Annotated in this window: 14 protein-coding genes; 3 read left to right on the top strand and 11 right to left on the bottom strand. The window is 73.3% G+C overall.

Annotated elements, in window-relative coordinates:
- Nucleotides 1-67: 67 nt before the first annotated feature.
- From KDB89_RS03755 to KDB89_RS03805, 11 genes are read right to left on the bottom strand one after another with little or no spacing between them, the layout of a single operon-like run.
- The gene (locus tag KDB89_RS03755) at nt 68-757 is read right to left on the bottom strand and encodes a hypothetical protein (RefSeq protein ID WP_219083529.1); all 690 of its coding nucleotides are present in this window, start codon (nt 755-757) and stop codon (nt 68-70) included.
- Complete coding sequence (locus tag KDB89_RS03760) at nt 754-1,701, bottom strand: VWA domain-containing protein (RefSeq protein ID WP_219083530.1); 948 nt, start codon at nt 1,699-1,701, stop codon at nt 754-756. The genes KDB89_RS03755 and KDB89_RS03760 overlap by 4 nt, the downstream gene beginning before the upstream one ends.
- Complete coding sequence (locus KDB89_RS03765; RefSeq protein ID WP_219083531.1) at nt 1,698-2,657, bottom strand: vWA domain-containing protein; 960 nt, start codon at nt 2,655-2,657, stop codon at nt 1,698-1,700. Before KDB89_RS03765 ends, KDB89_RS03760 begins: the two co-directional genes overlap by 4 nt.
- A complete protein-coding gene (locus KDB89_RS03770; protein ID WP_219083532.1) occupies nt 2,648-3,115 on the bottom strand; it encodes a hypothetical protein in 468 nt (155 codons plus the stop codon). Before KDB89_RS03770 ends, KDB89_RS03765 begins: the two co-directional genes overlap by 10 nt.
- The gene (locus KDB89_RS03775; RefSeq protein WP_219083533.1) at nt 3,105-3,980 is read right to left on the bottom strand and encodes a DUF58 domain-containing protein; all 876 of its coding nucleotides are present in this window, start codon (nt 3,978-3,980) and stop codon (nt 3,105-3,107) included. Before KDB89_RS03775 ends, KDB89_RS03770 begins: the two co-directional genes overlap by 11 nt.
- A complete protein-coding gene (locus KDB89_RS03780; protein WP_219083534.1) occupies nt 3,981-4,979 on the bottom strand; it encodes an AAA family ATPase in 999 nt (332 codons plus the stop codon).
- Complete coding sequence (locus KDB89_RS03785; RefSeq protein ID WP_219083535.1) at nt 4,972-5,862, bottom strand: hypothetical protein; 891 nt, start codon at nt 5,860-5,862, stop codon at nt 4,972-4,974. Before KDB89_RS03785 ends, KDB89_RS03780 begins: the two co-directional genes overlap by 8 nt.
- A 2-nt stretch (nt 5,863-5,864) precedes the next feature.
- Nucleotides 5,865-7,256, bottom strand: a complete 1,392-nt coding sequence (locus KDB89_RS03790; RefSeq protein WP_219083536.1) for an ATP-binding cassette domain-containing protein — start codon at nt 7,254-7,256, stop codon at nt 5,865-5,867.
- A gap of 3 nt (nt 7,257-7,259) precedes the next feature.
- Nucleotides 7,260-8,258 (bottom strand): hypothetical protein, encoded by a 999-nt coding sequence (locus KDB89_RS03795; protein ID WP_219083537.1) that lies wholly within the window; start codon nt 8,256-8,258, stop codon nt 7,260-7,262.
- Complete coding sequence (locus KDB89_RS03800) at nt 8,251-9,183, bottom strand: hypothetical protein (RefSeq protein ID WP_219083538.1); 933 nt, start codon at nt 9,181-9,183, stop codon at nt 8,251-8,253. Before KDB89_RS03800 ends, KDB89_RS03795 begins: the two co-directional genes overlap by 8 nt.
- The gene (locus KDB89_RS03805) at nt 9,180-10,289 is read right to left on the bottom strand and encodes a hypothetical protein (RefSeq protein ID WP_219083539.1); all 1,110 of its coding nucleotides are present in this window, start codon (nt 10,287-10,289) and stop codon (nt 9,180-9,182) included. The genes KDB89_RS03800 and KDB89_RS03805 overlap by 4 nt, the downstream gene beginning before the upstream one ends.
- A gap of 258 nt (nt 10,290-10,547) precedes the next feature.
- Here KDB89_RS03805 and KDB89_RS03810 point away from each other — a divergent pair, with 258 nt between their 5' ends.
- The 3 genes from KDB89_RS03810 (at nt 10,548) to groL (ending at nt 13,096) form a co-directional block, all read left to right on the top strand.
- Nucleotides 10,548-11,054, top strand: a complete 507-nt coding sequence (locus KDB89_RS03810; protein WP_219083540.1) for an NUDIX hydrolase — start codon at nt 10,548-10,550, stop codon at nt 11,052-11,054.
- A gap of 143 nt (nt 11,055-11,197) precedes the next feature.
- Nucleotides 11,198-11,494 (top strand): co-chaperone GroES, encoded by a 297-nt coding sequence (gene groES, locus KDB89_RS03815; RefSeq protein ID WP_219083541.1) that lies wholly within the window; start codon nt 11,198-11,200, stop codon nt 11,492-11,494.
- Nucleotides 11,495-11,506: 12 nt separating this feature from the next.
- Nucleotides 11,507-13,096, top strand: coding sequence for a chaperonin GroEL (groL, locus tag KDB89_RS03820; protein WP_219083542.1), 1,590 nt, complete (start codon nt 11,507-11,509; stop codon nt 13,094-13,096).
- The last annotated feature ends 182 nt before the right edge of the window (nt 13,097-13,278 follow it).

The raw sequence follows: 13,278 nt of genomic DNA on the forward strand, positions 1-13,278 counted from the left end.
CGTCGTGACTGTGGTCCGCGTGACATCGTAGTGCGGCCCCCTCGGGCGGCCGGGTGCCGCGGGTCGCTCACCACGTCTTCTGCCCGTCGTCGGTGGTCTGCTCGCCCGTGCGGTCCTCCACCTGTCGCCGCTGCTGCTCGGCCTGCTGCTGGCGGTCGGCCAGCTGCTCGGAGTTGTCGCTGTCGTCGGTCTCGTCGTCGGCCTCGGTGTCGGGCTGGGTCTGGCCGGACTTCTCCGACAGGCGGTTGCTGGTGTCGTCCAACTGGTCCTGCAGGTCGCCCGACGGTGCGTCGTCGCCTTCGCTTCCCGTCGCCTCCTCGCCGCACGGCGCCGTGGACAGGATCAGCTGGGCCTGCGTCAGCCGGGCGTAGGAGCCCGCCTTGTCCGTGTCGGCGAGCTGGTCGGCGCCGGCCTCCAGAGACCAGGCCCAGTTGAGGAGCACCCGGCACTGCACGCCGACCGGGGCGCGGCCCATGGCGCGTTCGAAGCTGTCGGCCGCCGCGTCCCACTGCCTGAGCCGGTACTGCGCGGTGCCCCGATCGAAGGCGGGGACCCAGGAATCGACCACCGGCAGGGTCTCCGCCGCGGCGAACGCCTCGGCGGCCCCCGCGTGGTCGCCCCGGTCGGTGCGGGCGAGACCGACCTGCACCGCGGCCAGCTGGAAGCCCAGCACGGCGGCCGCGCACAGCAGCGCGATCGCGGGCAGCGTGGTCGCGACGAGCCAGCGGCGGGCCAGCACCTGTCGTCGGGTTCTCATCTCACGTCCTCCCTGCTCCGCCGCCAGTGACGCACGCAGACCGACAGCCCCCACAGGAGGGGGAGCAGGGCCGCCGCTGCGGCGATCCAGGCCAGCGAGCGGCCGGCGGCATCGTCGCCCGAGACGGCGACGGCCGCCGCCGGTAGGTCGGAGGCGAAAACGCCCGGGGCCGTGCGGTGCTCGTAGCCGCCGCCCAGCTGGGCGGCGATCTGCCGGAGGTTGTCCTCGTCGATGCGGGAGATCTGAGGAGAGCCGTCGCGCGTGACGTACTCGTCGGAGTCGGGCGTGGTACGCATCCTGCCTCCCTCGGTGGTGCCGTAGCCGAGCACGAGCGCGCCGTCCAGGTAGGCGGCCGCGGGCGCGAAGGAGCTCGGCGCCTCGGGGCTCGTCTGCTCGCCGTCGCCGAGGTAGACGAGCAGTCGGTGGGCCTCGGGTCGGGTCGCGGCTGAGTCGGAGAGCAGCTGGGTCGCGAGCGGTTCGGCGGCGGCGATGTCGCTGCCCGTCCCGTAGCTTTCGTCCCGCCACCCGACGGTCTGCGCGAGCGAGGTGACTGCGCGGGCGTCGGTGGTCCAGGGCAGGGCCTGGGTGGCCTCGTTGTCGCTGACGATCGCGCTGTACCGGGCGGCGCCCAGCCGGGAGACGAGCTCGGTGACGTCGGCGGCGACGCCGTCCATCCGGGGCCGGTCGCCGTCGTAGTCCTCGGCGCCCATGGAGGTGGTGCGGTCGATGACGAGCACGACGTCCAGCCCCGCGGGGGCCTCGGCGGGCTCGTCCGTGGCGGCGAGCGCGGGCTGGGTCGCGATCACGGCCACGAGGGCCAGCACCGCGAACCCGCGCAGCCAGGGCCCGGTGCGCAGGGCCCCGTGCGAGATCCCGGCGATCAGCCAGACGATGGCCAGCGCGGCGACGAGCGCGATCAGCCACCACAGGGGAGTCACCGTCATCGTCTCCTCCTCCCCGCCAGCCAGGCGGCCCCCGCCAACGTCGCGCCGACGAGCATCGTCACGGCGCCGGGCCACAGCAGCGCCTCGCCGCGGGCGCGGGGCGGCCCGGCCAGCGCCGTGCGCTCCTGCTTCTCGACCGCCTCCGTGATCGCCGTGACGTCGGTATCGGCGGCGAGCGGGAGCGTGTCCCCGCCGGTGCTGCGGAGCTGCTGCGTGAGGGCCTGGGTCACCTTGGGCGTGTTGTCGGCCGGGACGATCCCGTACACCAGGACCCCCTGCTCCACGGCGAGCCCGACGGCCTGCTCCAGCGTGAAGAGAGGTGCTCCCGCCACCTGGTTGTCGGTGGCGAGCACGAGGGTGCGTGACCGGTTCTGCTCCGGCACGTCGAAACGCTGCAGGCAACTGGCGAGCCCGTCGCCCACCAGCGAGGTCCCGTCCCCGATCTGGGTGCCGGGCAGCACGCGGCCGTCGAGCCGGTCGCGGGTCGCGGTGAGCTGCTCGGTGATGAATGCCGCGTCGTCGGTCAGGGGGAAGACGGTGATGGCGGAGGCGTCGAACAGCACCAGCGCGATGCGCTCCCCGTCGAGGTCCGCGGCGAGCCGGAGGTAGGCGTCGATGACGCCGCGGTCGATCTCAGTCATGGAGCCCGACACGTCGAGGCACAAGACGATGTCGCGGCTGGCCCGCTCGTCGCTCGCGGTGGACGCCGCGACGGGCTGCGCGACCAGCAGGGCCGCGCCCGCCGCGGCGAGCAGGAGGCCGAGGGCCCGCACCGTCAACTGGCGGGAGCGGCGGCGCGCCAGCTGGTGGAAGCGCGGCAGGGCGCGCAGCGCTCCGGTGCCGGCGACGGGAGCCCCGCCCCGGTCGCGTCGCGTCGCGACGAGGAACGATGCGGCCGCCACCGCGAGGATCAGCACCAGGGCGGAAAGGCCGGCGAGGGGTTGGGTCAGCGCCATGTTGTCACCGCCTCCCGGACGCGGGCGGCCAGGCCGTCGACCGCGGCGGCGTCCGGCTCCCCGTAGGCGAGGTGGTCCACCTCGTCGGCCAGCCCGGAGACGCGGATCAGCCGGGGATCCTTGACCGCGGCCAGCCGCAGCTGCCCCGCGGTCTGGTAGTCGGCGTCGGAGTCGAGCGCGAGGCCGGCGAAGCGTCGCACCGCGCGCCCGATGAGCCGCGCCCGTTCGGTCGGCTCGGCGGCGGCCATGGCCTCGTCGACGAGCGAGAGGGTCTCCTGCCGCACGAGGTCGAGCGACCGGTCCGCAGCCGGGGGCGTCTCGCGCCGGAGGGAGCGCCACCGGGTGATGCCCAGCGTGAGGAGGGCGGCCGCCAGGACCACCAGGCCTGCGAAGACGACCCACCACCACCAGGTCACGGGGACCGCTGGGTGGATGGTTTCGAGGAGATCAGCGGACATGGCGCAGCCTCCTGACGAGCGAGACGACGTCGGCGACGACCGTGGCCGGATCCCCGAGCTCGGCGTGCGCGACGCCGAGCCGCATGAGGGCGTTCGCCCGGAGCGTGGCGCGTCGGGCCCGCTCGTCCGCAAGGTCGCGGCGGAGCCGCTCGTCGTACAGCCAGTCCGGCAACCGCGCGCCGCGCTCCAGGTCCAGCAGGGGCCCGCCCAGGCGGGGGTCGGTCGGGTCGGCGTCGGGGACGGTCAGCCACAACACGGTGTGCTGCGCCCCCAGCCGGCGGACCCGGGACTCGAGCTGCGGGTCGAGGAGCACGTCGTCGGAGATGACCGCCACGACCCCGCGGCGGCGCAGGGTCCGCGCGGCGGTGCCGAGCAGCCGGTCGAGGTCGGTGGGCGCGGCATCGGGGGAGACCGTGGCCTCCGCGGCGGTCAGCTGCCGCTCGAGGTCGACGAGCCGCGTGGTGGGTCGGGCCGCTCGCGGGCTGCCGTCGTCGCACCAGAGCAGGCCCGCGTGGTCGCCGAAGGCGTGGGCAAGGACCGCGAGGGTGGCGGCGGCATCGAGGGCCAGGTCCCGCTTCCGGACGCCCGGGGCGGCGAGCCCGGCGAGCTGGACGCCGGTGGTGAGGGCCACCAGCAGCGCGCTGCGACGCTCGGCGACGTGCCGACGGATCAGCAGCTCGCCCGTCCGGGCGGTGGCCCGCCAGTCGATGTCGGCGACGTCGTCGCCGGCCGCGTACTCCCGCAGGTCGTTGAAGTCGAGGCTCCGGCCGACGTGGAGGGAAGGGTGGACGCCGTCGAGCTGGCCGACCACCTTGTGGCGGACGGCCAACGCGACGGCGCCGCGGACGCGGGGGATGCGGGCCATCTACGGGGTGGGGACGGCGGCGAACAGGTCGTCGATCAGGCCCTCGGGGCGGATCCGCTCGGCGAGGGCCTCGAAGGACAGGATGAGTCGGTGCCGCAGGACGGGGTACCGCATGGCGAACACGTCGTCGGGCACCGCGTGGTCGCGGCCGTCGAGCAGCGCGGAGGCGCGGGCGGCCTGCAGGAACGCGATCGCGCCGCGGGGGCTGGAGCCGTACTCGATGCAGCGGGCCCGGTCGCCGGGGAGGTGGTCGTCGGGGCTGCGCGTGACGGAGACGAGCTCGACGATGTAGCGCTTGATCGGGTCGGCGACGCTCACCCGGCGGACCAGCTGCTGCAGCCTGAGCAGGTCGGCGGTGCTGCAGGCCGGCGGCGCCTGGTCATCGAAGGCCCCGGTCTCGAGCCGGGTGAGCACCTCGAACTCCTCGTCGGCGGTGGGGTAGTCGATGATCTCCTTCAGGAGGAAACGGTCCAGCTGGGCCTGGGGGAGGACATAGGTGCCCTCCTCCTCGATGGGGTTCTGTGTCGCGAGCACCACGAAGGGGTCGGGCAGCCGGTAGGTCGTGCCGCCGATGGTCGTCTGCCGCTCCTGCATCGCCTCGAGCATGGCCGACTGCGTCTTGGTGCTGGAGCGGTTGATCTCGTCGAGCAGCACGAAGTTGGCGTGGACCGGGCCGAGCTCGGTCACGAAGCCGCCGGTCGAGCGGTCGAAGATCTGCGAGCCGATGATGTCGCTCGGCAGCAGGTCCGGGGTGCACTGGACGCGGTTGAAGCTGCCCTCCACCGAGCGGGCCAGCGTCGACGCGGCCAGCGTCTTCGCCAGCCCCGGCACGGACTCGAGCAGCACGTGGCAGCGGCTGAGCACCGCAACCAGCAGGGCCCGGCGCATCATGGGCTGCCCCACCACCGTGTCGGAGAACCGGCGGGTCAGGCGGTCGAGCGTGTCCTTCGCCCAGACCAGCTCGTCGGCGGACAGGGGCGTGCGGTCGGATTCATTCATCCGGGTCTCCTTGGGCGGTGTTCCAGAGGTTGGCGAGTCGGTCGGAGGAGGCCCTACGGCGCAGCGCCGACGGTGCGACGCGAACCGTGGCTGGCGGAGAGACCTCGACAGGGAGGGTGCGCGCGTCGTGGAGGCGGCGCAGCAGGTGGATCAGCGGGCCGCCTGCCAGCGCCAGGAACGCGGCGGTGGTGATGGCACGGGTCAGGTCGTAGCCGACCGACGTCGCCCAGGTGTAGGACGCGAGCCGCTGCGTCGACTCCCAGAGCCCGACGCCGGGCAGGAAGGCCCCTGCGTCGGCGGCCGTCTCGCTCGGCCAGCCGGTGAGGTTCAGCAGGGCGCCCGACAGCACTCCGAGCGGGAGCGCCAGCAGGGTGGCGCCCGCGGCGGCCGCCTTCGTCGGGGCGAGGCGCAGCAGGCCGCCCGCCATCCCCCACAGCCCCCACACGAGCACCTGCCCGACGAGCGGGGTGGCGACGGTGTCGGCCGCCACTGCGTAGCCCAGCGCGCTGACGACACCCGTGAGGAAGCCGGCGGGAGAGCCGAGCACGACGCCGGCGATCAGGGGGAACGCGTAGGCGAACTCCACGCCGCTCGCGCCCGGGTGCAGGGCCACGGCGGACAGCGATCCGGCGGCGGCCAGGGCGGCGATCGGCGTCAGCGGTCGCCAGGTCCGCCCCGCCGTCAGCCAGAGGCAGAGGCCCAGCAGGACGCTCAGCGCGATGACGGCGGCCAGCATCCAGGGCAGCTCGGCGCCCAGCGTGGTGGTGTCGGCCGCGCCCGCGGAGTCCCACAGCGGCCACGTCAGCCAGCCGTAGCCGAGCAGGGCCGTGCCGGCGAGCGCGGCGCGGGGCAGGGCGCCGGTGGTGGGGGAGTCGTGGCGCATGCTCACCGCACCTCCGCGAGCGAGTCGAGGACGTCGCCGAGCCTGAGTGGGGAGGCCGCGGGCAGCGCGCGGGCGGCCAGCGGCGGGTCGGGCAGGAGGCGCAGCACCGCGCGCGGGGTGCCGAACGCGACGACCGTCTCGCCGTCGACGACCAGCACGCGCGAGCACGCCCGCACGAGGAACTCCACGTCGCGGGTCGTGATGATGCGGATGCCCGCCGAGCCGGCGGCGAGGCTGCGCTGCGCGGCGATCTGGCCAGCCTGATCGAGGCCGAGTTGGGGCTGCGGGAGCCAGACCGCCCGCTCCAGCGGGCCGGCGAGCAGCATCCTCAGCCCGGCCTGCTCACCCGAGCTGTGGCTGGACAGCGGCGAGCGGAGCCGGATGGTGGGGCCGACGGCGGCGGCGGTCGAGGTGCCGTGCGCCCGGTCCCACTGGCGGCAGAGCTCACCCGGGGTCAGCGTGCCGGGCAGCACGCTCGGCACCCGCGTGCCGCGCAGCCGGGCGGTGAGGGCGCGGGCGACGGGCTCCGGGCGGCCCGCGACCGCGACGACGCCGACGGACTCACCGTCGCCGATCTCGAGGGGCAGGTCGCCGGCCAGACCGAGGTCGACGGGCGAGACCACGGTTCCGGCCGCGGTGGGCACGCGCCCGCTCCGACGGACCTCGGCAGGCCGCCCGGCGACGAGGGCGGCGACCTGCTCCGGGGTGCGCGCGTGCGAGGGTGGGATGCGCAGCGCGCGGGACAAGGTCTTCATCGTCGGCTCCCGGACGGTGACCGGGGCCCAGTCCTCCAGCGGCACGGTCGCCTCGCGCGGCTCGGCCACGTCGTCGGCGAACTGCCACACCTGATCGAGCTGGTGCTCGGCCCACATCACGTGGGCCCCGTCGTCCGCGCGGGCCCGCAGCGCCCAGCCGAGCCTCGCCCGCCAGGCGCCGTCCAGCGCCGCGCTCGGCTGGTCGACGAGCACCAGCGGCAGCCGGGGGCCGTGCTCGAGGCGGGCCACCGCGACCCGTGCGCGCAGGTCGGGGGGCAGGGCCGCCACGGGGGACTGGGCGCGGTCGACGAGGTCGTAGTCGGCGGGTGAGGCACCCAGGTCGGCGAGGGCCGCGTCGACGGTGTGGGGATCGTCGCGCTGCGGATCCACCAGCAGGCAGCGGGCCCGCACGTCGGCCGGGGTCGCGGCGAGGAGGTCGCGGCCGTCCAGCAGTGCGCGCCCGGAACGGAGTGCGCCGCCGGGGAGCGTGCGGGCGAGGAGCCGCAGCAGGGTGCTCGTGCCCCGCCCGCCGGGGCCGACCAGCGCCGTGATGCGTCCCGCGGCTGCCGTCAGCGTGACGTCGTGGAGCACCACGCCGCGCGACGGCAGGGCCACGGTCAGGTCCTCGATCTCGAGCACGGCTCAGCCCTCCCGGTCCGTGAGGAGCGCCGCCACGGGCAGCAGGAGGGTGGCGGCGACGGCGAGGTAGGGGATGCCCGGCCACCCGTCGGAGGGCTGCCAGTCGAGGGCAGCGGCGCCGGGGAGCCATGAGCGGGCGCAGAAGGCGGCCAGGGCCACCGCGGCGCAGGCCGTGACGGCGGTGGGCCGCTCGCGGGCCGCGCCGATCAGGATCAGCGGCAGCGATGCCACGGCCAGCACGCCGAGGGGCGACAGCGCCGTCGTCCAGGATGATGCCGCGCCCGTGGCGATCGCGACGACCGCGGCGGGGATCAGGAGGAGGGCGAACGGCCGGGCGACGGTCGCGGCACGACCCTCGGGCTCCGCGCTGGGCGGGTCGGCCTCTCCGGCGGCGGCGAAGGCGCCTCCTGCCCTTGTCAGGGTCGGGACCCGCCAGCCCTGGGCGCGGTGGACGTCGGCCGCCAGCCACGACCAGCTCAGCGAGTCGCCGAGCAGACACCACGGGGTCAGAAGCTCGGCGAGGCGCCCGAACACCGCCCGGGACGTGTGCAGCCAGGCCCTGCCGGGCAGCACGAGCCAGCCCAGCCCGATCAGAGCGACCAGTGCCCAGGCGCGCACCCCGGCCGTCAGGGCGGCGGCGAGGCTCCCGACCGTGACCGGCCCGCCGAAGCGCACACCGGGGGCGGGCTGCCAGGAGGGCAGGTCGAGCAGCAGGGTGCCCGTCCCGGAGCCGGTGACGGCGATGCCGGCGAGCAGGCGCCAGACCAGGGCGAGCGAGCCGATCGCGAGCGCCACGCGGAATGCCGGGCGCCGGGGGCCGCCGGTCAGGGCGCCCGCCAAGCCGATCATGACCGCGGCGGCCAGCACGGGCACGGGGTTGGTGGTGGTCAGGAGCATCGCGGCGCTGGACAGGAGCAGGGCCCCCCAGGCCAGGCCCCCGGCGGGGCGCCGGACCCGGGGGGCCGCGGAGGCGTGCCGCGCCGGGTCGAGGACCTCAGTCATCGAGGCGCCCCCTGCGCGAGGTCAGCGGGACGGCCACCAGGACCGAGGCGAGGGCAAGCCCCGCGACGCCGGCCGAGACCCCCTTCACGAGTGCCGTGGGTCGTTGATCCGCGTTCCGGGCCTCCGCGACCTCCTCGCCGACGGGCGGTGGTGTGCCGAGCGTCGCGCGCGGTTCCTCGTCGCCGGTGGCGTCGGGGGTCGCCGCCCAGGTGACGTCCGCGGTCCCCGACGTGAGGTTCCTCAGCCGGAAGGTGTAGGGCTTCGCGTCCAGCCCGCGCGGCATCTCGTACGCGACCGTGGCGACGTCGGCGGGACTCTTCGCGGCGGTGTTGGCCGTCGTCGGATCGGCGGCGGTCGCGTCGTGCCAGGTGCCGTCGTCGTCGGCGTAGTCGACGGCGAACAGCGAGCCGGGGATCGTGCCGACCAGCTGCAGGTCGAGCACGGCCCCGGCCGGCTTCCGGTCGCCGTAGCCGTCGCCCAGCAGGACCGGGATCCGGCTCCCGAACGGCACGAAGCCTCCGATGGTCTCGGATGTGTCGGTGCCCTCGACGCCTGCGAGGCTGACCAGTGCCCAGCCGCCGGTCAGGTCGTCGTCGATGGGAGGGACCGCGACGTTGACGGTCGCCGTGCCCGAGTTCGGCACCGTGACCTCGCCGCCGGTGCTGATGGCGGTGAGCTTCGTCACGGTGTCGCCGTCCAGCGTGGCCTGGTAGACGACGACCGTGACGCGGGCGCCCGCGTTGCCGGTGACCACCACCGGGTAGGCGACACCCTCCATGATGCGTGTGTCGAAGCGGAGGGAGCACCCGGCGGCCGCCCCGTCGCACAGGGCGCTCACCTGGTCGGGGGCTTCGGCGACGGCGGTCCGGCTGAGGCCGGCGAGGGCGCACGCGAGCAGGGCTGTCGCGAGGAGACGGCGGATCACTCGTCGTCCAGCGAGCCGGAGGCGGAGGCCGGTCGCAGCGCGGCCAGCGCGAACCCGAGGCCGCCGAGCGCGATGGCGCCAAGTCCGCCCAGGGTTGCCAGCGATGACCAGCGGGGCACCGGGGCCGCGGCGGCGGTGTCGTCCGGCCCTGCCCCGGCGTTCTCCTGGCCCCACACCTTCGACGGGGACGCGGAAGGTGTCGGGGAGGGAGATGCGGAGGCGGGGGGCTCCGTCGACGGGGTGGCCGATTGGCTGGGTGGCGTGCTGCTGGGCGTCACGGCGGAGGTCGGCGTGGCCGAGGGTGGCGCAGAACTCGTCGAGGAGGGCCGCGGGGTAGATGACGGCGTGCGGTCGGCGGAGGGTTTCGTAGTTGCCGTCTTCGTGGTCGACGAGGTCGGCTTCTTCGTCGCGGTCGGCTTGGCCGTCGCGGTGGGCTTCCCGGTGGCGGTGGGCTTCCCGGTGGCGGTGGGCTTGCCCGATGACGAGGGCTTTCCCGAGGCCCCGCCGGAGGGCGACCCGCTCGCGTCGGGCGTCGGCGAGGCGCTCGTGGTGGGGGCGAAGGCGGGCGCGTCGCGCGGAGCGATGATCGCCTGGGAGTCCGTGTTGTCGGTGTAGGTCAGCCCCCAGAAGAGGTCGTAGAAACCGGTCTCCCGGTCCGCAGCGGGCACATAACTGGTCTGCTTCCCGCCGCGCCAGGCGCCCTCGACCCCCGCGACCATGTGCCAGTAGAACTCCCCGAGGTCGTCTTCGGTTGGCATGCCGACGCCCTCGAGCCCGTTGATGCTGGTGATGAGGCCGCCGGTGCCCTGACCGAACTCGATGCCGGCCGACTTCAGGAAGGCAACCTGGTCGCTGCCGAACGGCGTCGTCTTACCGTTTCCCTCGAGCGGGATGCAGCGGATCAGGATGCGGCCCTCACGGTCGACAACCGGCGTGTCGTCGCCCTCGTAGGCGCTCCAGTCGAGGACGACGGTCAGGCCCTCGCCCTGCTGGCAGGCCCCGTCGTGCCAGGTGTCTCCCTCGTCGCCCAGCGCGGGGAGGCCAGACGTCGCCGCGACGGCCAGCAGCGAGGCGCCTACCACCGCCGCCCGAACCACGAGCCTCACCCGTCCACCACCTCTGCGCACGCGCAGGGTGGGGCCGACCGGCACCGCACGCTGCGCACTCCTCGGCGCATCCGTCCATGTCGCAGTCCTGGTGGTTGTCCGGCTCGGCTTGCGCCTCACGGTTGCGGGTCAGCGCCGGTCTCTCACCGGCTTCCCCACCTCGGGACTGGGCCCGTCCGCGACGGGCACGGCCAGTCTAGCCATGCTCTGGCGTCGAAGCGGACGAGGAAGTGTGAGTCGGTCGACTAGCGTCGAGGCATGTCCTTCACTCCGGAACTCACCGTCCTCGGCTACGTCACCGATGCAACCAGGCGGCGCGTGCTGCTGGTGCACCGCATCGCGCGCTCCTCCGACGAACAGCTCGGGAAGTACAACGGGCTAGGCGGGAAGGTCGAGCCGGGGGAGGACATCGTCGCGGCCATGCGCCGCGAGCTGATGGAGGAGGCGGCCCTCGACGCGACCGACCTCGAGCTGCGCGGCACCGTCTCCTGGCCCGGCTTCAACGGCCGCGACGTGTTCGGCTTCGTGTTCCTCATCACCGGCTTCACCGGCGTGATCCCCGACTCGAACGAGGAGGGGACGCTCGCCTGGCACGACGTCGCGACCATGATGCGGCTGCCGATGTGGGACGGCGACCGGCACTTCCTGCCGCTCGTGTTCGACGGCTCCATCGGGCAGTTCCACGGCGTCATCCCCTACGACGGCGGGCACAGCACCGGATGGCAGGTCACCACGCTGCCGAGTCTTGGCACTCGGCTTGAATGAGTGCTAACTCCGCGATAACTTAGACATTGGCACTCGACCCCGTCGGGTGCTAACCGGCCAGGCGGCACCCGCGACGACGCCCGGCCCCTGAATGCAAGCAAGTGACCCGGGTCAACCCGGATAACGAAAAGAAAGGTGTTGACGTGGCAACCACGATCAAGCCGCTCGAGGACCGCATCCTCATCCAGCCCCTCGAGGCCGTTCAGACCACCGCCTCCGGCCTCGTCATCCCCGACACGGCCAAGGAGAAGCCGCAGGAGGGCAAGGTCGTCGCCACCGGCCCCGGCCGCGTCGATGACAAGGGCAACCGCATCCCGCTCGACGTCGCCGAGGGTGACGTCGTCATCTTCAGCAAGTACGGCGGCACCGAGGTCAAGTACGACGGCCAGGAGTACCTGCTCCTGAACGCCCGCGACATCCTCGCCGTCGTCTCCAAGTAAGGACGCGCACCCATGGCAAAGATTCTCGCTTTCGACGAGGAGGCCCGCCGGGCGCTTGAGCGCGGCGTCGACGTCCTCGCCAACACCGTCAAGGTGACGCTCGGCCCCAAGGGCCGCTACGTCGTCCTCGACAAGCAGTGGGGCGCCCCGACCATCACCAACGACGGCGTGACCGTCGCCAAGGAGGTCGATCTGGAGGATCCGTACGAGGATCTCGGCGCCCAGCTGGCCAAGGAGGTCGCTACCAAGACCAACGATGTCGCCGGTGACGGAACCACCACCGCTACGGTGCTGGCCCAGGCCATGGTCCACGCCGGCCTGCGCGCCGTCGCGGCCGGGGCGAACCCCGTCGGCCTGAAGCGCGGCATCGACAAGGCCGTCGAGGCCGTCGTCGACCAGCTCGCCGCCAATGCCCGCGCCATCGACACCACCGACGACATGGCCTCGGTCGCCACGATCTCCTCGCGTGACGAGCAGATCGGCGCCCTGATCGCCGATGCCTTCGACAAGGTCGGCAAGGACGGCGTCATCACCGTCGACGAGTCCAACACCTTCGGCACCGAGCTCGAGTTCACCGAGGGCATGCAGTTCGACAAGGGCTACCTGTCCCCGTACTTCGTGACCGACGCCGACCGCATGGAGGCCGTGCTCGAGGATCCCTACATCCTCATCCACTCCGGCAAGGTCTCCTCGATGAACGACCTCCTGCCGCTGCTGGAGAAGGTCATCGCCGCCAAGGGCACCCTGTTCATCGTGGCCGAGGACGTCGACGGCGAGGCGCTGTCGACCCTGGTCGTGAACAAGATCCGTGGCACCTTCACCTCCGTCGCCGTCAAGGCCCCGGCCTTCGGCGACCGCCGCAAGGCCATGCTCGAGGACATCGCGATCCTGACCGGTGGTCAGGTCGTCGCCCCCGAGGTCGGCCTCAAGCTCGACCAGGTGGGTCTCGAGGTGCTCGGCCGCGCCCGTCGCATCGTCGTCACCAAGGACAACACCACCATCGTCGACGGTGCCGGTGAGTCCGACGAGGTCGCCGGTCGCGTCGCGCAGCTGCGCGCCGAGATCGAGCGCACCGACTCCGACTGGGATCGCGAGAAGCTCCAGGAGCGCGTCGCGAAGCTCGCCGGTGGCGTGTGCGTGATCAAGGTCGGCGCCGCCACCGAGGTGGAACTCAAGGAGAAGAAGCACCGCATCGAGGACGCCGTCTCGGCGACCCGTGCGGCCATCGAGGAGGGCATCGTCGCCGGCGGCGGCTCCGCGCTCATCCACGCTGGCTCCGTGCTGAAGGACTCCCTGGGTCTCACCGGTGACGAGAAGGCCGGTGCCGAGGTCGTCGCCAAGTCGCTGGTCGAGCCGCTGCGCTGGATCGCGGAGAACGGCGGCGAGGCCGGCTACGTCATCACGACGAAGGTCGCCGAGCTGCCTGTGGGCCACGGCTACAACGCCAAGATCGGCGAGTACCAGAACCTCGTCGAGGCCGGCGTCATCGACCCGGTGAAGGTCACGCGTTCCGCGCTGGCCAACGCCGCCTCGATCGCCTCGCTGCTGCTCACCACCGAGACCCTCGTGGTGGACAAGCGCGAGTCCGACGACGACAAGTGAGTCTCTGAACTCTCCCGCGCGGCCCCGTCCTGCTTCGGCAGGGCGGGGCCGTCCGCATGTCCGGAGTCTCAATGCCGGGGTCGATGCCTCGCGATCGGAGGACATAGGTTAGGGTGGCCTACGTTGCACATACCGCAACTCCGCAGTTGTGAAATTCACTGGGACCGTCACACGGAGGAACC

Source organism: Tessaracoccus palaemonis (assembly GCF_019316905.1).
Taxonomy (GTDB): domain Bacteria; phylum Actinomycetota; class Actinomycetes; order Propionibacteriales; family Propionibacteriaceae; genus Arachnia; species Arachnia palaemonis.